Origin of the sequence: Paenarthrobacter sp. NPDC090520, from assembly GCF_044769205.1 — a bacterium.
In the GTDB taxonomy this organism is placed as follows: domain Bacteria; phylum Actinomycetota; class Actinomycetes; order Actinomycetales; family Micrococcaceae; genus Arthrobacter.
In genome coordinates, this window is sequence record NZ_JBIVXM010000003.1 from 167,871 (window position 1) to 186,538 (window position 18,668).

Consider the following 18,668-nt stretch of genomic DNA (forward strand, 5'->3'; position numbering starts at 1 on the left):
CACACACCATGGCATGGACACGTGACCAGATGGCCGCCATCGCGGCCGAAGAACTCAACGACGGCGACTACGTCAACCTGGGCATCGGCATCCCCACGCTGGTTGCCAACGACCTGCCCGACGGCGTGCGGGTGGTCCTGCAGAGCGAAAACGGCCTCCTCGGCATGGGCCCGATCCCGTACGAAGGCGAGGAAGACGCCGACCTCATCAACGCAGGCAAGCAAACCGTCACCATCAATCCCGGCGGCAGCATCTTCGACTCCGCCACCTCCTTCGGCATGATCCGCGGCGGCCACGTGAAGGTCGCCATCCTCGGTGCCATGCAGGTATCCGGCAGCGGCGACCTCGCCAACTGGACCATCCCCGGCAAGATGGTCAAGGGCATGGGCGGTGCCATGGATCTCGTTGCCGGCACTCCGCGCGTGGTGGTCCTGACCGAGCACAACGCCAAGGACGCTTCCGCCAAGATCGTCACCGAGTGCACGCTCCCCCTCACCGGGCTCAAGTGCGTGGACCGGATCATCACGGACCTGGCCGTTTTCGACATAGTGCCCGACCCGGAAACCGGTGAAACGCACGACGGCGGCACTCGCCTGCTGCTGACCCGGCTCGCCCCGGGCGTCACGGTCGAAGAGCTGCGCGACAAGACCGACGCGGAGTTCACGGTCGCGCTGACGCACATATCTGTCGAAGAGACCCTCGAAGGAGCCAACGCATGAGCCTCAAGGACCAGTTCGGCAAAGACATCCTGCTCACGGGCTGGGGTCACAGCAAGTTCGGCAAGCTCACCGACGAAACTTTGGAAACCTTGATTGTCCAGGTTGCCGGTGAAGCGATCCGGAACTCCGGCCTCGAGCCGAAGGACATTGACGAAATCTACCTGGGCCAGTTCAACTCCGGCATGCAGCCCCTGGGCTTCACGTCTTCGCTGGCATTGCAGCTGTCCGCAGACCTCGGCAACGTGCCAGCCACGCGTACGGAGAACGCGTGCGCCTCCGGTTCGGCAGCCTTCCAGCAGGGCGTCAAGGCGGTCCTTGCCGGAACAGCGCGGAATGTCCTGGTGATCGGTGCCGAGAAAATGACCGACGCCGGTGCGGACGTTGTGGGCGCAGCCCTCCTTGGCGCTTCCTACGAGATGGCCGGGAAACCCTCGACCACAGGCTTCACGGGTCTCTTCGCAGAAGTAGCCAAGCATTACGAAAAGCGCTACGGCGGCAGCATCGCAGGCCCGGGTTTCGAAGCAGGCCTGGGTGACGTCCTCGGCTCCATTGCCGCCAAGAACCACCGCAACGGCATGGACAACCCCTATGCCCAGATGCACCGCGATTTCGGCGAAGAGTTCTGCCGGACCATTTCGGACAAGAACCCCATGGTCGCCGAGCCCTTGCGACGCACTGACTGTTCGCCGGTCTCGGACGGTGCTGCCGCCGTCGTACTTTCCACCCAGGAAACCAACGGCGCAACCGCAGCTGTGCGCCTGGCCGGATTCGGTCACGCGAACGACTTCTTCCCCGCGGAGAAACGCGACCCCACCGAGTTCGCCGCCACGCGCGCCTCATGGGAGCGGGCGTTCGGCATGGCCGGCGTGGGCGTCGATGCCCTGGACTTCGCCGAGGTGCACGACTGCTTCACCATCGCCGAACTCATCATGTACGAGGCCATGGGCCTCACCCCGCGCGGTGGGGGCTCCCGTGCCATCAAGGAAGGCTGGGTCTATAAGGACGGGAAACTGCCGGTCAACGTCTCTGGCGGGCTGAAGGCCAAAGGCCACCCCGTCGGCGCCACCGGCGTATCGCAGCACGTGATCGCTGCCATGCAGCTCACCGGCACGGCCGGGGACATGCAGCTCCCCCACGCCCGCCGCGGCGCGGTCCAGAACATGGGCGGCGTGGGCATCGCGAACTACGTAAGCATCCTCGAATCCCTCTAACGTGCCCAACTAGGGGACAGCACCCAACTGAGTCGCATTTGTGCGCGTTTTGAACCCTCAAAACGCGCTCTACTGCGACTCAGTTGGGTTCGACAGGGCAGGCGGGGTCAGCGGTTCCGGATCAGCGCGGCGATCTCCGCAAAGCCGAGCCGCTCTGCGTTCTGCAGGGCGGTCCGGCCTTGGGGATCGCGGATATCCGGATCGGCTCCGGCGGCCAACAACTGACGGACCACGTCTTGCTGCTTGGGTCCGCCGTTGTTGAGCAGGATCGCCTCCTGCATGGCAGTCCAGCCCAGGTTGTTGACGTGGTCCACCGGCACTCCGGCAGCGATCAGGATCCGCACAGTGTCCGTGTGCCCGTGCTCGCTCGCGGGGATTAGGGCTGTGCCGCCGTAACGGTTGATGCTGCGGACATCGGCCCCGGCCTGCAAAGTCAACTGCAGGACCTCGTTGAACCCCTCGGCGCCGGCATAGAGGAACGCGGAGTCCTGGATGTCGTCCTTCGCGTTCACGTTCCCACCGGCATCGATCAACTCACGGACCCGCGCAGGATCGTTGGCTTTGGCGGCCAGGATCAGGAGCCGATCTGTTTCCATTTGGGCCTCCGGTGACAGTTTGGGCGGCACAACAGCCGACGACGCCGGCCCGGGACCGGCGCTCGACGCTGCGGCTGGGCTGGGGGCTGCTTGAGTGGTGGCCGGGCCGGAAGGCGAGGGAACCGCCGTCGAGCCTGACGAACCGGCTGTCGGTGAACCAGCCTGGCCCGCAGGCGAAGCCGGGGCGCAGCCGGCCACGAGTCCGGCGATCAGCAGCAGCCCCGCCCCCACCACCGGCGTTTTTGTACACGAAACACTCTTAGAGCACGTCCAGGAGCGCAGCATCCGTTCAAAAACTCCGGAGGGGGACTTCATCTCCAAAGGCTACTTCGCCGCTGCGGCAAGCGCCTCGGCACCCGCGGTTGCGCAGGCTTCGTCGAGGGCGCCGTCGGGAGCACCGCCGACGCCGATGCCTGCCACGGAGACGCCGTTGACCTTGACGGGCACGCCGCCGGCCAGGAAGAGGGTCCCGGGGAGGTCGGCGATGGACGGGCCGTTGCCGTTGACGCGCTTGGCCAGCTCGCTGGTGGGAGCACCGAAGGCGGCCGCAGTGTAGGCCTTCTGCTTGGCGGCCTCGATGGTGTGTTCGGCGGCGTTGTCACCGCGGAGGAGTGCCTGGACGGTGCCGAAGCGGTCCACCAAGGCAACGGTCACGAACGGAAGCTTGTCCGCCTGGCACTTGGCGAGCGCAGCATTGACGGCCTTGCTGGAGGCACCAACGGTAATGCGGTTCTGGGCGACCACGTTCTCTGCAGCGGGTGTGACCTCTGCGGGAGCCTTGGCGGCAGCGACGACCGGGGCGGCTTCGGGGGCAACAGCGTTGGCCACAGCCGTGATCCCACCGGTGAGCAGCAGTGCTCCGGCAGCGGCGGCGGCAATCATCTTGTTGGACTTCTTCATGGGTTCTCCTTGGCACGTTCTTGGGTACATCTCCATGCTTCCGGCCGACACCCCGCGCCCACATCGGCCAGCCGCCGGTCCCGGGCTCAGCCTTTCCGTCGGCGGTATCAGCCAAAAGGTGGAGAGACCTGCAACCGTGCGGGACCTAGCATGGAAAGAGCGCCCTCAACCGAACGGGAACCACCCATGACACCTGCCCCCAAGCCGCTGCTCGACGGCCACCTGGATGGCCGCATCGACGTGGTGGTCCACCTCGGCTTTGCGGTGCTCATGGTCGCCTCGGGCGTCCGGTACGTCATGCGCCACGCACCCGCGGACAACCTCTGGGCCGTCGCGCTGGCCGCGGCCGTGTGCGCCCTCTACGCTGCAACAGCCGTCCTGGCCCGGCGGAACCGCGGCCCGTGGCTTCCGTGGATGGTCGCCCTGCTCGCAGCTTGGGCAGCGCTGGTCATCGTGGCGCCCAGCTTCGCGTGGTGCTCGTTCGCCATCTTCTTCCTCTGCCGCAGCGTTTTCCGCGGCTGGCCCGCGTATGTTGCCGGCGGCGCAACGGCGGCCGCCACCGCCGTCGGGCTGTTCCGCCTGAGCGACTGGACCGATGTCGCCATGGTGCTGGGTCCGCTGGCCGCGTGCGTTCTGCTGACCTTGATCTACGACAAGATCGAGCGCGACGCCGCTGTGCAACGGAAGTTGCTGGCGGACGTTTCCACGGCCCAGGACCAACTCGCCGCGAGTGGGCGCGCTGCCGGAATTGCGGCCGAGCGCGAGCGCGTTTCCCGCGAGATCCACGACACCGTGACGCAGGGCCTGGCCAGCAGCCTGCTCCTGCTGGAGGCCACCCAGCGCTCCTGGCCGGAACCGTCAGCCCAGGATGACCTGCTCAAGGCCACCGGACTCCTCCGCCGGAACCTGGCAGATACCCGCAGCCTGGTCCACGAACTTTCGGCTCCGGGCCTCGAATCCGGTCCACTGGAAGAGGCCCTGGAGCACGCGGCCAGGCAGTACGTGCCCGCCATCAGCGTTCACGTCACCGGTGACCCCCGGGCCGTCCCGCCGGAACTTCGGCACACCCTGCTCCGCGTCACCCAGAGCGCCGCGGCCAACATCGGTTTGCATGCCGAGGCCCGGCACGCCAGCTTGACCCTCGGTTACCTTCCGGGGGCGGTCACCCTGGACATGTACGACGACGGCCGCGGCTTTGATCCCGGAGCGGTGCCTGCCCCGTCGGAAGCCGGAGGGTACGGGCTGCGGGCCATGCGGCAGCGGGTGGAACAGTTGGGCGGACAATTGTCCGTGGAAAGCACACCCGGCGAAGGCACCATCATCGCGGCCCAGTTGCCCCTACGCTCTCCGGAGGAGACCCCGTGACCACCATCTCCGTGCTCCTTGTGGATGACCACACCGTGGTCCGGAGCGGGCTGAAGGCGCTGCTTGGCACCCAAGCGGACATCGCCGTCGTCGCCGAAGCCGCCTCCGGCGAGGAAGCATTGCAGGCCGCCGAAGCGCTTTCCCCGGCCGTGATCCTGATGGACCTGGCCATGGGGCCCGGCATGGACGGGATCGAAGCCATCAAGCAGGTGCGGCAGCGCAATCCGCGGCAAGCGATCATTGTGTTCACCACCTATGATTCCGACGCGGACATTGTCCGGGCCGTGGATGCGGGCGCCATGGGCTACCTGCTCAAGGACGCGGCACCGGAGGAGATCTTCGCCGCCGTCCGCGGGGCCGTGCAGGGCAAGAGCGTCATGAGTGCACCCGTGGCCTCCAGGCTGTTCCAGCAACTCCGCAATCCGGACGAGGTCCTCACGCCGCGCGAAGCGGAATTGCTCAGCCTCCTCACCCAGGGCCTCAGCAACCGCGACCTGGGCAAACGGCTGTTCATCTCCGAAGCCACCGTCAAAACGCATCTTGCCCACATCTACGCCAAGCTCGGCGTGGAAACCCGCGCCGCCGCCATCGCCACGGCGATCCGGCGTGAAGGAATGCGCTGAGTTTCCCGGACTTCAGCTATATCTCCGGCAGGGACTTTGGCTTAAACTGGCGCTATGTCCGACGCCTCAGGACGCAAGATGTTCAAGCACTCCGGAACGGCACTCCTGTTCCGCGGGATCCTGGCTGTGCTGTTCGGCTTCGCCATCGCAGCCCTTCCCGTGTCCACCGTTTTCGCCTTGGTGTTCGTGTTCGGCGTCTTCGCGATCGTCGACGGCCTCACCAATGTTGCCCACTACTTCTACGATCCCTCCCGCCATTCCCGGTGGTCCCTGATCGGCGGCTTCATTTCCATCGCCGCGGGCCTTGTGGCCGTCGCCTGGCCCGGTATGACGGCGGCTGCCTTGGCAGTGTTGATCGGATTGTGGGCGCTGATCCTGGGCGTCTCCGAAATCATCTTGGCCTTCGCGGCCCGAAGCACCATGAGCGGCTGGCCTGTCTGGCTGCTCACCGGTGTGGTGACGGCCCTCTTCGGGCTGCTGGTGATCGTCAACCCGGGCCTCGGGTTCCTTGCCATGGCGGGGTTCCTGGCCGCGTTTGCCGTGATCGCCGGACTGCTCCTGATCGTGTGCGGCATCAGGCTCCGCCGGGGCGCACGAAGCCCCTTGGTCTACGCCAACTGACGCGGGTCGCAGAGCGTCCAGACCGGTAGCAATCCTTTCGAAGGGGATGCGCGAGGCCCCAAGTTCGGTAAGTTAGTGGCTGTGAAGATAGCTACCTGGAACGTGAACTCCCTCCGTGCCCGCGCCGACCGCGTGGAAGCCTGGCTTGAGCGCAGCGACTGCGATGTCCTGGCCATCCAGGAGACCAAATGCAAGGACGACAACTTCCCGTGGGAGCTCTTCGAGCGCATGGGCTACGAGGTAGCCCATTTCGGCGTCAACCAGTGGAACGGCGTAGCCATCGCCTCCCGGGTGGGCTTGGAAGACGTGGAGCGGACCTTCATCGACCAGCCGGCCTTCGGCAAAGCGGGCAAGAACCCTGCCCAGGAAGCCCGCGCCATCGCGGCAACGTGCGGCGGCATCCGTGTCTGGAGCCTCTACGTGCCCAACGGCCGCTCGCTCGACGACGAGCACATGCCGTACAAGATCAAGTGGCTGGAAGTACTCCAGGGCCAGGCTGCCGAATGGGTCCAGGCAGATCCCAACGCCCAGATCGCCCTCATGGGCGACTGGAACATCGCACCGTTCGACGACGATGTGTGGGATATCCAACTCTTCCGCGACAACAACTTCACCCACGTCAGCGAACCGGAGCGCGCTGCGTTCCACGCCTTCGAAACCGCCGGCTTTACCGACGTCGTCCGCCCCTACACCCCGGGTCCCGGCGTCTACACGTACTGGGACTACACGCAGCTGCGCTTCCCCAAGAAGGAAGGCATGCGCATCGACTTCTGCCTCGCTTCGGCGCCGCTGGCCGCCCGGGTTACGGGCGCGTCGATCGACCGCGAGGAGCGCAAGGGCAAGGGCGCCTCTGACCACGCTCCCGTGATTGTGGAACTCGCGGACTAACCACCCAACGACTCGGAGTGAAAGGGGCTGGCTGGACATGAGTGGAAACCTGTACAGGGGCCAGGCCGGCCTGCCCTTTTCGTCTTCGCTGCGCATCTACGAGCCGCTCGAGGCCTTTCCTGCAGAACAGCAGCGCCAGCTCGTGGCGGACGGGGGCAGGATCGGTTCCCGGGCCGCCGTCGAAAACGCGGAACTGCAGGCCTCGCTCGGACGCATCACGCGCACCGGCGGTGACCCTTTTCCGACCGGACGAACCGACCTTGTGCGCATGACCCGCGTCCCCAACGGGCGGCACGCCGCACCGGATGACTCCGGTGAAGAGACGCCAGCGGACGACGCCGGTCGCCTGCTTTACTGCCCCAGCCAACTGGTGATCCGGGCCGGCTTGGCGGCAAACGCCCTCATGGACGGGGTGCACAGCCCGCTCGCGGACCTGCTGATTCCGGTCTCGCAGCGCGACAGGCACCAGGTCCGGATTGACCGCATCAACGCCGGGGACGACGCCAAGCGCGTCCACACCCGTGCCTCGACGTGGGGCATCCCCTTCAGCTGGTTCTCGCTCTTCGCTGAGTCGGACCGCAAGGACGTCGTGGAGTCGGACGGACACATTGTCACCGTCCGGGTGTGGACCCCGCTCACCGAAGCACTGGACCGGGCACGCTTCGCCGTGGCCCACCTTGCCCTTGCCGCACCGGACCTGGACATGCTGGACGATCTCACCCAGCTCACCGAATGGCTGGAACTCTTCCACGTCCAGTCCATGGTGGAGCTGGACTACGGGGCCGTGGCGGACAAGGTGTATCCAGACGAATCCCCCATGGATGTGCGCCTGGGCATCGAGTGCCTGGCCGAAGGCGACATGACGGGGGCGGCTGCGGCATACAGGCGCCTGGCCTCGCGCTGGATCCCCATCCGGCAACTGGCCCGGGCTTCCTAGCTTTTCCTACCGGCAGGGCGGGGCAGTTGTCTCGCGGACGATCAACTCGTGCGGAGCCGTCTGCGAGCGGACGGCCCCGGCATGGCCGTCGAGTTCGTCAAGCAGCATCCTGGTGCCCAACTCGGCTTGGTTGTCGGGCCGCTGGCCTACCGTGGTCAGGCCCAGGGATGCCGAGAAATCGTGGTCGTCGATGCCGATCACGGACAAGTCCTCGGGTACCCGCACCCCGTGGCGAGCCGCCTCGAAAATGACGCCCATGGCCATTTCATCCGACGAACAGAAAATCGCCGTCGGCTTCCGGCCGGGCTGGCTCCACAAGCGGTTGAAGGCCTGCTGTCCGCTGGCCACGGTGAAGTCCCCCCACTCGTCCCATTCGGGACGGACGTCCAGTCCGGCGTCGGACATCACTTCCTGGAAGGCGCGGATACGGACCCGGGGAACATCGAAGTTCAAGTCCGTTTCGTCGTCGCCGTGCAGCAGCGCGATGTCCTTATGCCCCAGGTCCAGCAGGTGCCGCACGGCGGTGGAAGCCGCATCGTAGTCGTTAATCCCTATGTAGGCGCAGTCCTCGACGTGACCACCAACCACTACCAGCGGAATGTCGATCTTGTGGAGGTGTTCCAGTTCTTCCTCGCTCAGCGCCATGCAGAGCACCAGGAGGGCGTCGATCTGCTTGTAGACCATGGTGGAACTGAACAGCCGCTCACGATTGCTCCCGTGGCCGCCGAGGTTGAACAGGGAAAGGTTGTACTTGCGGGAGTGCAATTCCCGGTCAGCCCCCTCGATGGCCTTGGAGAAGAACCAGCGGCTCACGAAGGGAGCCAACACGCCTATGGTTCGCGTCCGCCCGGTAGCCAGGCCTGAAGCGGAAGAACTGGCAACGTAGCCCAGCGAGGCCGCTACCTCAAGGATCTTTTCGCGGGTTGCGGGTGAGACCCGTGGCAGTCCGCGCACAGCCCTGGAAACTGTCGCTGTGGATACCCCGGCGGCGGCTGCGACGTCTTCGATGCTGACGCCCGTATGGCCACCGCGCTGGGACCGTTCGTTCGTTTTAGCCACTAAAGCCCCCTCATTAGGTGCATGCCGAAGGCCGAGGGCTCCTCCCAGACGGCGTCGTTAAGCCTATCCGCCTGTGTGCCCTTCACCGATTTTGCACGGCTTGATGTCGACCCACTGTTAAGTTGAGGTGCTGTTCGATTGTGGCGCCGCGTCAGGTGGGGCGCCGGGTCAATTGAGTCGCCGGGACGTCCTTTCCGGGAGTTTGCGGCGGAGCCGGATCATGCCCCACAACGCAAGGACAGTGGCCAGGAGGCCCAGGGCCCAGCCCAAGGCGGGCTGGGCCGTAAGTTCCATGTACACCGTGACGGCCAACAGGACCAACGCCCAGAAACCCAGGAGCCCGATGATGATGTCGAAATCCTCGCCGGAGCGCACGCGCTTGGTATGCGGATCGACTTTCCGGGCCGCCGCAGCTTGCTGGCGCCGGCTTGCAGGGCTGCTCACTTCACTGCACCTGCCGTGAGGCCGGCGACGATCTTACGCTGGAAGACCAGCACCAGGATCACCAGCGGCACTGTGACCACAGTGCCCGCTGCCATGATGGCGGTGTAAGGCTCCTGCTGCGGCTGCGAGCCGGCGAAGTAGGCGATGGCCACTGTGACCGTCCTGGTGTCGTCGTTGGACAACTGGCTCGCGATCAGGAACTCGTTCCATGCGGAGATGAACGCCAGGATGGCCGTGGTGAAGGTGGCCGGAGCCGCGAGCGGCAGGATCACCTTGCGGAAGGCCTGGCCTTGCGTGCAGCCGTCGATGCGGGCAGCTTCTTCAAGCTCCCACGGCATCTCCCGGAAGAACGAGGTCAACGTGTACACCGTCAACGGGAGCACGAACGAGATGTTTGGGATGATCAGCGCCTGGTAGGTACCCATCCAGCCGATGTTGGTGAACAGCTGGAAGAGCGGGGTCACCAAGGCGACGCCCGGGAACATCGAGGCCCCCAGGATGAAGCCGAGCACCAGGAACTTGAACCGGAAGTTCAACCGGGCCAAGGCATAGGCGGCAAACACGCCCACGATCAAGGCGATGATCGTGGTGACGGCACCCACGAACAGGCTGTTCAGCAGGTTCTTGCCGAAGTGGTTGCCCAGGCTCTCGTCGAAGACGGTTGCAAAGTTGTCCCAGGTGAAGTGCGTGAAGAACGGCGTGGTGTCGAAGGTAAATCCAACATCACGGAAGGCCGTGACGATCATCCAGTAGAACGGCGCGAGGCACCAGATCAGGATGACGATTGCGCTGACGTAGGTACGGAACGAACCCCAGTTGAATGGACGCTTCGGCCGTTCAGAGGGAGCTGTGGAAGACCTTGTTGCTGTGGCTGTTGCCATGTCACTTCGCCTTTCCGGACGATGACGCGGCATCGACCGCGTTGGCCCCTAGGAATCTCACAAAGATAAAGGCCACAAGGAAGATGACTATGAAGGTGATGGTGGATAGCGCCGCCGCCGAATTGAATCCTTGCCTGATTTGTTGGACCACCAGGATGGACAGGGTGGTGGTGCCGTTGGCGCCACCGGTCATGATGGCAGGAAGGTCGTACATACGGAGGGCGTCCAGCACACGGAACAGGATGGCGACCATGAGCGCCGGCCTCACCAACGGAAGGGTGATCAGGCGGAAGCGCTGCCACGTGGACGCACCGTCCACCTTGGCGGCCTCGTAGACCTCGTCCGGGATCAGTTGCAGGCCTGCCAGGATCAGCAGTGCCATGAAGGGGGTCGTCTTCCAAACATCCGAAATGATGATGGCCCATTTGGCGGGCCATTCAGAACCGGTCCAAAGGATCTGGGTGCCGAACAGTTTGTTGGCGATGCCTTCGAAAGCGAAGATGAAGAACCAGAGCTTGGCCGTGACGGCCGTCGGGATGGCCCACGGAACCAGCACGGCCGCACGGATCAAGCTGCGGCCACGGAAAGCGCGGGCCATGATGATGGCCATCCAGAAGCCGAGTACCGTTTCGAAGGCAACGGTGACCACGGTGAAGAAGAACGTGGTCCCCATGGAGTCCCAGAATTGGGCGCCCAGGGTGCCCGGAGGACACGCGACCGCTCCGCCTCCTGGCGCGGTACATTGCTGCGCCAGCCAGTGAACGTAGTTGTCGAAGCCGGCGGGACCACCCTCGGAGAAGAATCCGGTGGCGGGGTCCAGGCCGGAATCCTTTTGGAACGACATGATGATGGCGTTGACCACCGGATAGATGATCACGATCGCCAGGAGGATCAGTGATGGAGCCAGGAGCGTGGAGGCCCAGCGTCCCTGTGTTACTTGCTTGCGGTCCGCGCTTTCACGCCCGGGCATCTTGTGTTCGGCAGCCGACGTCGTCTGCGGTTTTTGTAGTTCTGTTGACATGACAAGACTCCTGTCAGGGAGAAGGCCGTTGCCGGAGTCCGGCCGTCCGCCCGTGAGGGCAGACGGCCGGACGAGGGCTGGGGTGGTTACTTGGCTCCGGCAGACTCAATTGCCGACTGCATGTCGGAGATGGCCGAGTCCACGGTCTTCTCACCCTTGAGCGCTGCATAGGCGTTGTCCTGGACGGCCTTGGTGACGGCCGGGTAGAACGGCGTCACAGGACGCGGAACAGCGTTCTCGATGGACGTCTTAAGGACCGGCAGGTATGGCAGCTTGGTGACCAGTTCCTGATCGTCGTACAGCTTGGTCAGGACCGGGGCAAGGGAGCCCTGGGTGGCGTAGAAGCGCTGGGTCTCTTCGCTGGTGATGTACTTGATGAAGTCCGCAACGGTCGCCTTGTTCTTGGAGTAGACACTCATGGCGATGTTGTGGCCACCCAGCGAGGAGGCACCGGGGCCGTCCTTGCCCGGAAGGGGAGCCATCTTGAAGGTGTCCTTCACCGTGGAGGAACCGTCGGTCTTGGCCAGGTTGTAGACGTACGGCCAGTTGCGGAGGAAGAGGAGCTTGCCGGCTTCAAACGCCTGGCGTCCTTGCTCTTCCTGGAAGGTCACGGCCTCGGTGGGGATGTTTCCGTCCTTGTAAGCCTGGACCAGGTTGTTGAGGCCCGCCTTGGCTTCGGCGGAGTTGACGGCCGCCTTTCCGGAATCGTCCACGATCTTGCCGCCGGCGGAGTTGATGGCTTCTGCCGCGTTAACCGTCAGGCCCTCGTACTTGGCGAACTGGCCCGCGTAGCAGCCAATGTTGTTCTGCTTGGCGATATCGCACATCTTCATCATCTCGTCCCAGGTCTTGGGCGGGGTGGTGACGAGGTCGCCGCGGTAGTACAGGATGCCGCCGTCCGAGCTCTGCGGAGCTGCGTACAGGGTTCCGTTGTAGGTGGCGCTCTTGACGGTGGATTCGAGCATGCCGTCAGTTGAGATGGCAGTCTTGTCCTTGAGGGGCTGCAGCCAGCCCTTTGCCGCGAATTCAGCAACCCAGATGAGGTCGACGCTCATGACGTCGTAGTTGGCGTTCTTCGCCTGGAAGTTCTGGACGAGGTCGTCGTGCTGCTGGTCAGCCTGGTCCGACTGCTCCTTGAACGTCACCTTCTCGTTCGGGTGTGCGGCGTTCCACTTATCGATGAGGGGGCGGACAACGTTGCTGTTGTCCTTGCCCTGCACATACGTGATCGGCCCGCGGCCGTCGAGGTTGTTGGCTGCGTCGCCGCTCGCACCGCCGGTGCTCGAGCCGCCGCCTCCGCCCCCGCCGCCACACGCGCTGAGGGACATGGCAAGGACTCCGGCGATCGCTGCCGGAAGAAGGTACTTCTTCGATTTCATGCTGGGAACTCCTCGGTGAGTGGACCAGGTAATTTCCGCGATGCGGTTGATGTGGTGAGGCTCACACTAGCGAGGTACCCCGACGCAATGCAAGCGCTTACACCGAAGTTAATCACAACGATACCAAGCAGCCTGATTGTTGGGGATTTTGGTAGGCGCACGCCCGCGCGATAGCACCGTCGGAGGCGTACAGACGATTCCGTGACGACAAAGTTCGATTTGATTGCCCAAGGTTGCCTATGGAACAGTGGGAAGCGTGGATGAATTCGAAGCACTCCAGACCATCGGCCGCCTCATCAAGGAAGAACGGCTGGCCCAAGGGCTGAGTCAAGTGCAGTTGGCCAAGCAGGCCGGAACCGCCATCAAGACCGTGCGCACCCTCGAATCGGGCACGCGACGCACCCAGGAGATCAACCAGCGCAAGCTTGAACACGCCCTGGGTTGGCGTGCGGGCTCAGTGTCCGAGGTCCTCAAGGGCAAATCCACGTTCGCGCCGGACCAGATTACTCCGGACGATATGCGGAGCAGCGATGGCGCCCGTCCCTTGGCCAATCCCTACATCGGCATACCGGCCGCACCCATCGCCAAGGCAGCCCACCTCAGCGATGAGGAGCTCCTTGCCGAACTGACCTACCGCATGATGCAGCGCACCAGGGACTAAAGTGCCTTCCGGCGCACCATCTCGTTGATCCAGCTGGGCGCGAAGGGGGAGGTGCAGTTCGGCGGCGTCGGATAATCCTTGAAGACCTCCAGCCGCTCTCCGATATCCAGCGCCCTGGGCCGGTGTTCCGCATGCTCGATCCCGATCTGGGCCAGGCAGGTGTTCATGGCCCACTGCAGGCGTGGAGAAGCATCTTTCATATCCTGCTCAATGATGCCCAGGAGACGCTCAAGGTTTAGGCCCCCGGGTGACTTGACCACACATTCGGAAGTCAGCGCCCACCCTGCGCTGGCGACCACAGGGTCCGGATCGTCGAACCAGACCAGGCGCAACTCCTCGGCGTGGGGACTCTTCTTCACCACGTAGTTGACCAGCCAGTCATGCACCTTCGGCGTCCGCGCGGCACGCAGCATTGCGTCCAGCTCTTCGCGCTCGAAGGCCTTGGGCCGGCAAATCAGCAGCGCCAGCAACTTCGCAGCCGTATCGTCCGTGGCCCAGAGATCCCGCGCAAGTTCCTGCTGGGTCTTCAACCGCTTGGCTACCGCGCGCAGCTTGCTGAGATTGACGCCGTGATCGTCGCCGTGCTTCTCATTGACCTCGCGTGATCGCGGATCCTCAAGCGCCGCAAGTTCCGCCATTACCTCGGCCACGACGGCGGCATGCGCCGGGGATGCGGGCGAAGTCGCTCCGGCCACTGTTGTTCCGGCCATCCCTGGCCTCCTGTTCATGAAGTCTGTGGGTCCCAGCCTACTGGGAGCGTCGGTAGGCGGCGGTGGCATGGAGGCAGCGGACTCGCTGAAGCTGCGGAGGTGCTCAGGCATCGAGGCAGCGAGGGCTGCGTCAACGCACTGGCACGTCAGCGCACTGACACACCGTTAGCGTACGTGCCTCACCGGGATACCGTACTTGCCTCACCGGGACGGGTCAGCCCACCCGCAAACGCACGACGGCGGCCCATCGCCCCCGGGATTCCCGTTGACCATGGACCGCCATCATTCCGGACGGTGCGGCTTACTTTTCGCCCTTGAACAATCCGGCAATCTTGGAACCAAGTCCCTTGACGTTTTCGGCTACGTCGCCAGCGATTTCCTTTGACTTTTCAGCCACATCGCCTGCGAGTTCCTTCGCGTTTTCCCCGACATCGCCCGAGAAGAATTCCTTCACGTTTTCGGCAGCATCCGTGGCGAATTCCTTCACATTTTCAGCGGCATCTCCAGCGAATTCCTTGACATTCTCCACTGCATCGCCCGCAAATTCCTTGGCATTCTCCAAGGCCTCGCCCGCGAATTCCTTGGCGTTTTCGGCAGCGTCTCCTGCTGCCGCTGCTCCCGTGGTTTCTTCACTCATGGTGTTCTCCTCTGTGACGGTTGGAACGAGGACCACGCACGGCTGACGTTCACTCCGGGCCGGCCTCAACGTGCCAAGGGAGCCTTTCCCCCTGCCCTTTCAAACTATGGGCAAAAACAGCGGCTTGGCAACGCCGGACCCCATCAACGCAACAATCGTCCGCCGGGCCAGGCTCAGCGGACCCGCTCTGCCTTGGTAAACCGCGCCCGTGCCCCGGAAACCATATGTACCAACACAGGCGTCTTTTTTCCGATGACCAGATCCAAGGCCTCAACCATTTGGGAGATTTCCGCGGCCAGGATATGGGGAGCCACACCTTGCCGGGGCTGAATCCGGATCCGTAATCCCGGCTTGCCCTTCACCTCATACGTAGCCACGGACGAGCCGGCAAGGTCCGTGCGTTCCGCCAAAGCCGCACGCAACGCCTGCTCCGCTACGCCCCCGCCAATCCGGACCGACCCCGGAACGTGGCTGTCGTCGTCGCCCGTCACCAAAAGGTTCGCGCGCCCTTTGCCCTGTTGCGAGAGCCAGGCGACCATGACCGCAATCACCGCAACCAGGACCAGGCCCGCGACAATCCACAGCCAGCTTTCCTCGCGACCTGGGAACCGCGTTTGGCGGAAGGCCTCTTCAGCTCCGGCCCAGGCGGAGGCCGCCCAGCCGTGCCACCAGAACGCCACCGCGGGAACGGTGGCCAAGAGAACCAGCAGCAACCCAATGGCCAGAAGCTTGGCCCCAATGATGAAAAGCAGCACCCGGTTCAGCGCCCGCGGTGTTCCGTTCATGCGCCGATCACCCCCGAGGTCCCCAGGTTCACCCGGACATCCGGCATGGGCACCGGCGACATTTCTTCGAGTTCGGCCCGTACCGCCGAAAGGACCGCCTCCTCGCTGACCCGGCTGCCCGACGTCGGCCTGACATTCACCACAACCAGCCGCTGCGACACCACCACCATCACCTGTTCAGGAGTCACGTTGGCGGCCGCCCGCGCGCGGCGGGCCAACGCCGAGGCCAGGACTTCGTCGTCAACCACGACGGCGATCCGCGGGTCCCGGAGCAAATGCCTCGCCCGCCTGCCAGGCAGCAGGGCATGAAGGAAGAAGAACAAACCAACCATGGCGATCACGGCACCGGCGGCACCAAGGAGGAGCGGCTGCATCCCGGCGGGAAGGGCGATGATGCGTTCGGCGGCCGTCCCGGGATCGATCAGCCACGGGGGCTGTCCCACCGCACGCACGCCGGATTCCAAAAGCGCATAGACGCACAGCAGGATCACCAGTACCGCCGCAATCCCTGCCGCTCCGGCACGGGACGAGTGCGTTTCCCGGCGCAGGATCCTGCCCATGGACGGGTCCTCACCGGCGACGGTCTGACGCGGATCAGTCGGGTTTACGTCCTGTGGTAGGAGCCCTGTTTCCTGGTCCTGGGTCACTGGACCCGGCCTCCTTCCGTGACCTGCGCGCCGCTGATCCTTATATCCACACGGCTCAACTGGGAGCCGCTGAGCTGTGTGACACTGTCCAGCACCTTCGCTTTGGCAGAGACAGCACGGTCCCAGATCGAACCACCAAATCCTTGGACCCGTTGGGGCTGGCGCAGTACTTCACTCAAAGAAGGCACGCTGATAGGTGCCACGATGGACAAAGCCAGCAGGCCGTCGTCGTCCGACCAGTCTGCGCGGATGTCGCCGGGGGCGACACCAAGCGCTTCAGCGGCCGCAGCTTGGGCCAACGATGTCAGAGCCTGGGTACTGATCCGGTTGTGGCCGGCCAGGCTGGTGGTGGGTTCCACAGCCTCAGCCACGCTCATGACGACGAGCGCCGGCCCGTAATGGCGTCGAGGACGCTGCGGAGATCGAGCTTGCCGTCCGCCGCGCGTCCCAGAAGGGCGCCGATGCCCATGAAGAGCAAGGAAATGACGAAACCCCAGAACCCAAACTGGAAGGACATGAACGCCACGAAAGCGCCGATGGCGATGCCCACCACGGTCATGCTCATTGGAGTGCCTCCCTCTCCACCGATCCTGTCCTGGCTCCCGCAGGCTTTGGCGGCGGAGCAATGTAGACGTCGGTGACCTCGATGTTCACTTCGATGACCTGCAGGCCCACCAGTTCTTCGACGGCGCGGTAGACCGCGGCCCGCACCTGGTTGGCGACGCCGTGGAGCGGGTGTCCGTAGACCGCCACCAGGTTGATGTCCACGGCAACCTGGGTCTCGCCAACTTCGGCGCGGACGCCGGCAGCGTGGTCCGAACTGCCAACAGCGTCCCGGATGGCGCCGAGGGCACGCGATGGACCCGAGCCCAGGGAATAGACGCCGGGAACGGCCCGGGCGGCTATGCCCGCCACTTTGGCGACGGCGGCCTCGGAGATGATGGTGCGTCCGGTTCCCAGGACCTCTGCCTCGGGCACAGGATCCAGCCGCAACTCCTGACCTGGCACGCTCTGATCTGACAAATGATCTGACACGGAGCACTCCCCTTCTCTTGAATACCACCCTAGCGCCTGCCTCCGACGCTTTGTGAGAGAAGGGAGTGCGCGGCGCAGCTACTTGCAGTTCTTATCCATCCAGTCCTCGATCGGCTTCATCAGTTCCTCGAACTCGGGTTCCCCGTACTTGCTGAAATCCGTGCCTGCCGACTCCGTAAAAGCCCGCAGCTTTTCGAAACTCGGTTTCAGTTCATCGGGCACTTTGTCCTGCATTTGGGATAGTTCCTGCTTGGCCTTTTCAATGTCCTCCGGCTTGCCGCCAACCAAGGCCGCCAGCGGAAGGAGCGTCACGCTCAACATGGCAGCGCTGACGGAAATACAGGCTTCGGACAATGACGTGAATTCACCGTAGGGGCCGTTGGCTGAACCCGTGCCGGCGCCGGTACCCGTGGTTGGGCTGGTGGAAGGAACCCCCACCGAGGGGGCAGCACTCGGTTGGGCCGACGCGCTGGTGGTTGGTGTGGGTGTAGGGATGGGCAGCGGGAACGCGCAGGCACTGAGGGCCAGCGCAGTCCCCACAAGAATTCCAAGCAATTTCGACGTACGTGACCTACTGATCGTGACCATGGTGTCCCCCGTTTGGATGTGTGCGATGACGAACAGGCGAGGCAAGACTACGCCAGCCCACGTGCACTGACCAGAGCCGGGTTATCCACATACCCGCTTTTCCGGGATGAGTCCCTGAGCGCGGCCTGCCTAGACTGGCCAGCACTACGCCACAACAGCCGCTGGGGAGCCTGTCATGCCACACCATTCCTTTGCCCAATTCCTGCCTGCCCAGGGATCTCTCTGGATCCGAACTACCGTCTTGGCAGTGTCCGCAGTGCTGCTCTTGGGTGGCTGCCAAGGCGGCACCCCTTCCGAAACAAGCACGACGACGGCGCCGCCCACCCCAGGCTCGTCGGCGCCGGGCTCTTCGTCGCCGGGAACGCCCGCGCCCGGCACTGCGGGGGCCTCAACTGCAGGTACGCTCTCGCCGTCCGGCGTGTACAAGCCAGCGGATGCGACGGGCAAGGCCCGGAACGTGCCGGTGCCGGTGATGCCCGCCTTAGCGAAGGAGAACACGAAGGAAGGGCTGGAGGCGTTTATCCGGTATTGGTTCCAGTTGCTGAGCTACTCCTACGAAACCGGCGACACGGCCCGTGTAGCGGCTGTGACATCAGAAGGTTGCACTCTGTGTGCCTACCTCGCATCCTCGATCCAGACCAATTACGAAGGTGGCCGCTGGGTTTCCGGGGGAAGTCTGCAGACGCCAGTGGTGGAAGCCTCGTGGAGCCTTTCATCGTCATCACAGCAGGGCAAGGTCCAACTTATTCAAACGGAGATTCACTACTTCGACGCGCAAGGATCAGAGCACCGTGATCCAACACCAGCGACTAATGATGCTGTGGCCTTCTTCGCAGACTTCCAGGATGGCGCTTGGGTGGCCACGGACACTGGCATCATCCGATGAGGGTAACGGGCATAATCTCTGCGCTGGTGATGACTTTTGCTGCGACCCAATTCCAGTTCGCCAGTGCGGCAGATG

At 64.1% G+C, this 18,668-nt stretch carries 24 protein-coding genes; 9 read left to right on the plus strand and 15 right to left on the minus strand.

The genetic code is table 11. The features are described from left to right. The first annotated feature begins 8 nt into the window (after positions 1–8). Together ACIQTZ_RS05505 and ACIQTZ_RS05510 are read left to right on the plus strand one after the other, a co-directional pair. Positions 9–719: a CoA transferase subunit B gene (locus tag ACIQTZ_RS05505; RefSeq protein WP_402978314.1), complete on the plus strand. Its 711-nt coding sequence runs from the start codon at positions 9–11 to the stop codon at positions 717–719. Then, on the plus strand, positions 716–1,930 hold the full coding sequence (locus ACIQTZ_RS05510; protein WP_402978317.1) for an acetyl-CoA acetyltransferase: 1,215 nt from the start codon (positions 716–718) through the stop codon (positions 1,928–1,930). The genes ACIQTZ_RS05505 and ACIQTZ_RS05510 overlap by 4 nt, the downstream gene beginning before the upstream one ends. A 107-nt stretch (positions 1,931–2,037) precedes the next feature. On the opposite strand, the gene ACIQTZ_RS05515 is transcribed toward ACIQTZ_RS05510, so the two are convergent. Continuing rightward, the gene (locus ACIQTZ_RS05515) at positions 2,038–2,811 is read right to left on the minus strand and encodes an ankyrin repeat domain-containing protein (RefSeq protein WP_402978626.1); all 774 of its coding nucleotides are present in this window, start codon (positions 2,809–2,811) and stop codon (positions 2,038–2,040) included. Between the two features lie 39 nt (positions 2,812–2,850). Continuing rightward, positions 2,851–3,426 (minus strand): heme-binding protein, encoded by a 576-nt coding sequence (locus ACIQTZ_RS05520; RefSeq protein WP_402978320.1) that lies wholly within the window; start codon positions 3,424–3,426, stop codon positions 2,851–2,853. Between the two features lie 186 nt (positions 3,427–3,612). Between ACIQTZ_RS05520 and ACIQTZ_RS05525 the strand changes: the two genes are divergently transcribed. From ACIQTZ_RS05525 to ACIQTZ_RS05545, 5 genes are all read left to right on the plus strand, one after another. Then, entirely contained in the window at positions 3,613–4,791 is a 1,179-nt protein-coding gene (locus ACIQTZ_RS05525) for a sensor histidine kinase (protein WP_402978323.1), read from the plus strand. Next, complete coding sequence (locus ACIQTZ_RS05530; RefSeq protein WP_402978326.1) at positions 4,788–5,414, plus strand: response regulator; 627 nt, start codon at positions 4,788–4,790, stop codon at positions 5,412–5,414. Before ACIQTZ_RS05525 ends, ACIQTZ_RS05530 begins: the two co-directional genes overlap by 4 nt. Positions 5,415–5,468: 54 nt before the next feature. Continuing rightward, positions 5,469–6,035, plus strand: a complete 567-nt coding sequence (locus tag ACIQTZ_RS05535; protein ID WP_402950577.1) for an HdeD family acid-resistance protein — start codon at positions 5,469–5,471, stop codon at positions 6,033–6,035. 81 nt (positions 6,036–6,116) lie between these two features. Continuing rightward, the gene (locus ACIQTZ_RS05540) at positions 6,117–6,923 is read left to right on the plus strand and encodes an exodeoxyribonuclease III (protein ID WP_400335484.1); all 807 of its coding nucleotides are present in this window, start codon (positions 6,117–6,119) and stop codon (positions 6,921–6,923) included. 37 nt (positions 6,924–6,960) lie between these two features. Beyond that, positions 6,961–7,860: a hypothetical protein gene (locus ACIQTZ_RS05545; protein WP_400335486.1), complete on the plus strand. Its 900-nt coding sequence runs from the start codon at positions 6,961–6,963 to the stop codon at positions 7,858–7,860. Between the two features lie 6 nt (positions 7,861–7,866). On the opposite strand, the gene ACIQTZ_RS05550 is transcribed toward ACIQTZ_RS05545, so the two are convergent. The 5 genes from ACIQTZ_RS05550 to ACIQTZ_RS05570 all read right to left on the minus strand — a co-directional run bounded on the left by ACIQTZ_RS05550 (position 7,867) and on the right by ACIQTZ_RS05570 (position 12,644). Beyond that, the gene (locus tag ACIQTZ_RS05550) at positions 7,867–8,919 is read right to left on the minus strand and encodes a LacI family DNA-binding transcriptional regulator (RefSeq protein WP_400335488.1); all 1,053 of its coding nucleotides are present in this window, start codon (positions 8,917–8,919) and stop codon (positions 7,867–7,869) included. Positions 8,920–9,087: 168 nt separating this feature from the next. Further along, the gene (locus ACIQTZ_RS05555) at positions 9,088–9,363 is read right to left on the minus strand and encodes a hypothetical protein (protein WP_400335490.1); all 276 of its coding nucleotides are present in this window, start codon (positions 9,361–9,363) and stop codon (positions 9,088–9,090) included. Continuing rightward, complete coding sequence (locus tag ACIQTZ_RS05560; RefSeq protein WP_400335492.1) at positions 9,360–10,244, minus strand: carbohydrate ABC transporter permease; 885 nt, start codon at positions 10,242–10,244, stop codon at positions 9,360–9,362. Before ACIQTZ_RS05560 ends, ACIQTZ_RS05555 begins: the two co-directional genes overlap by 4 nt. A 1-nt stretch (position 10,245) precedes the next feature. Beyond that, positions 10,246–11,265 (minus strand): carbohydrate ABC transporter permease, encoded by a 1,020-nt coding sequence (locus ACIQTZ_RS05565; protein ID WP_397326219.1) that lies wholly within the window; start codon positions 11,263–11,265, stop codon positions 10,246–10,248. Positions 11,266–11,351: 86 nt separating this feature from the next. After that, positions 11,352–12,644 carry an ABC transporter substrate-binding protein gene (locus tag ACIQTZ_RS05570; protein WP_397326220.1) on the minus strand — a complete coding sequence of 431 codons (1,293 nt, stop codon included), beginning with the start codon at positions 12,642–12,644 and terminating at the stop codon, positions 11,352–11,354. Between the two features lie 256 nt (positions 12,645–12,900). On the opposite strand from ACIQTZ_RS05570, the gene ACIQTZ_RS05575 reads away from it, so the two are divergent. Then, positions 12,901–13,305, plus strand: coding sequence for a multiprotein-bridging factor 1 family protein (locus tag ACIQTZ_RS05575; RefSeq protein WP_400335494.1), 405 nt, complete (start codon positions 12,901–12,903; stop codon positions 13,303–13,305). Here the strand turns inward: ACIQTZ_RS05575 and ACIQTZ_RS05580 are convergent. From ACIQTZ_RS05580 to ACIQTZ_RS05615, 8 genes are all read right to left on the minus strand, one after another. Continuing rightward, positions 13,302–14,015, minus strand: coding sequence for a DNA alkylation repair protein (locus ACIQTZ_RS05580; RefSeq protein ID WP_402978331.1), 714 nt, complete (start codon positions 14,013–14,015; stop codon positions 13,302–13,304). The genes ACIQTZ_RS05575 and ACIQTZ_RS05580 overlap by 4 nt on opposite strands. 301 nt (positions 14,016–14,316) lie before the next feature. Continuing rightward, positions 14,317–14,652 carry a hypothetical protein gene (locus tag ACIQTZ_RS05585; RefSeq protein WP_402950593.1) on the minus strand — a complete coding sequence of 112 codons (336 nt, stop codon included), beginning with the start codon at positions 14,650–14,652 and terminating at the stop codon, positions 14,317–14,319. Between the two features lie 173 nt (positions 14,653–14,825). Then, complete coding sequence (locus ACIQTZ_RS05590; RefSeq protein ID WP_402978334.1) at positions 14,826–15,437, minus strand: hypothetical protein; 612 nt, start codon at positions 15,435–15,437, stop codon at positions 14,826–14,828. Further along, positions 15,434–16,084, minus strand: coding sequence for a DUF6286 domain-containing protein (locus ACIQTZ_RS05595; protein ID WP_402978337.1), 651 nt, complete (start codon positions 16,082–16,084; stop codon positions 15,434–15,436). The genes ACIQTZ_RS05590 and ACIQTZ_RS05595 overlap by 4 nt, the downstream gene beginning before the upstream one ends. Beyond that, the gene (locus ACIQTZ_RS05600; protein ID WP_400335504.1) at positions 16,081–16,461 is read right to left on the minus strand and encodes a hypothetical protein; all 381 of its coding nucleotides are present in this window, start codon (positions 16,459–16,461) and stop codon (positions 16,081–16,083) included. The genes ACIQTZ_RS05595 and ACIQTZ_RS05600 overlap by 4 nt, the downstream gene beginning before the upstream one ends. Continuing rightward, positions 16,458–16,649 (minus strand): DUF2273 domain-containing protein, encoded by a 192-nt coding sequence (locus tag ACIQTZ_RS05605; protein WP_021471114.1) that lies wholly within the window; start codon positions 16,647–16,649, stop codon positions 16,458–16,460. The genes ACIQTZ_RS05600 and ACIQTZ_RS05605 overlap by 4 nt, the downstream gene beginning before the upstream one ends. Further along, positions 16,646–17,092, minus strand: a complete 447-nt coding sequence (locus tag ACIQTZ_RS05610; RefSeq protein WP_400335507.1) for an Asp23/Gls24 family envelope stress response protein — start codon at positions 17,090–17,092, stop codon at positions 16,646–16,648. The genes ACIQTZ_RS05605 and ACIQTZ_RS05610 overlap by 4 nt, the downstream gene beginning before the upstream one ends. A gap of 105 nt (positions 17,093–17,197) precedes the next feature. Then, positions 17,198–17,659, minus strand: coding sequence for a hypothetical protein (locus tag ACIQTZ_RS05615; protein WP_400335510.1), 462 nt, complete (start codon positions 17,657–17,659; stop codon positions 17,198–17,200). 295 nt (positions 17,660–17,954) lie between these two features. On the opposite strand from ACIQTZ_RS05615, the gene ACIQTZ_RS05620 reads away from it, so the two are divergent. Next, the gene (locus ACIQTZ_RS05620; protein WP_402978340.1) at positions 17,955–18,593 is read left to right on the plus strand and encodes a DUF6318 family protein; all 639 of its coding nucleotides are present in this window, start codon (positions 17,955–17,957) and stop codon (positions 18,591–18,593) included. Positions 18,594–18,668: the final 75 nt, after the last annotated feature.

Coding starts and splice junctions, on each gene's coding strand:
- ACIQTZ_RS05515 (WP_402978626.1), bottom strand. CDS start 2,811: ATGCTGCGCTCCTGGACGTGCTCTAAGAGTGTTTCGTGTACAAAAACG.
- ACIQTZ_RS05510 (WP_402978317.1), top strand. CDS start 716: ATGAGCCTCAAGGACCAGTTCGGCAAAGACATCCTGCTCACGGGCTGG.
- ACIQTZ_RS05570 (WP_397326220.1), bottom strand. CDS start 12,644: ATGAAATCGAAGAAGTACCTTCTTCCGGCAGCGATCGCCGGAGTCCTT.
- ACIQTZ_RS05590 (WP_402978334.1), bottom strand. CDS start 15,437: ATGAACGGAACACCGCGGGCGCTGAACCGGGTGCTGCTTTTCATCATT.
- ACIQTZ_RS05505 (WP_402978314.1), top strand. CDS start 9: ATGGCATGGACACGTGACCAGATGGCCGCCATCGCGGCCGAAGAACTC.
- ACIQTZ_RS05520 (WP_402978320.1), bottom strand. CDS start 3,426: ATGAAGAAGTCCAACAAGATGATTGCCGCCGCCGCTGCCGGAGCACTG.
- ACIQTZ_RS05600 (WP_400335504.1), bottom strand. CDS start 16,461: ATGAGCGTGGCTGAGGCTGTGGAACCCACCACCAGCCTGGCCGGCCAC.
- ACIQTZ_RS05535 (WP_402950577.1), top strand. CDS start 5,469: ATGTCCGACGCCTCAGGACGCAAGATGTTCAAGCACTCCGGAACGGCA.
- ACIQTZ_RS05585 (WP_402950593.1), bottom strand. CDS start 14,652: ATGAGTGAAGAAACCACGGGAGCAGCGGCAGCAGGAGACGCTGCCGAA.
- ACIQTZ_RS05560 (WP_400335492.1), bottom strand. CDS start 10,244: ATGGCAACAGCCACAGCAACAAGGTCTTCCACAGCTCCCTCTGAACGG.
- ACIQTZ_RS05580 (WP_402978331.1), bottom strand. CDS start 14,015: ATGGCCGGAACAACAGTGGCCGGAGCGACTTCGCCCGCATCCCCGGCG.
- ACIQTZ_RS05545 (WP_400335486.1), top strand. CDS start 6,961: ATGAGTGGAAACCTGTACAGGGGCCAGGCCGGCCTGCCCTTTTCGTCT.
- ACIQTZ_RS05565 (WP_397326219.1), bottom strand. CDS start 11,265: ATGTCAACAGAACTACAAAAACCGCAGACGACGTCGGCTGCCGAACAC.
- ACIQTZ_RS05605 (WP_021471114.1), bottom strand. CDS start 16,649: ATGAGCATGACCGTGGTGGGCATCGCCATCGGCGCTTTCGTGGCGTTC.
- ACIQTZ_RS05525 (WP_402978323.1), top strand. CDS start 3,613: ATGACACCTGCCCCCAAGCCGCTGCTCGACGGCCACCTGGATGGCCGC.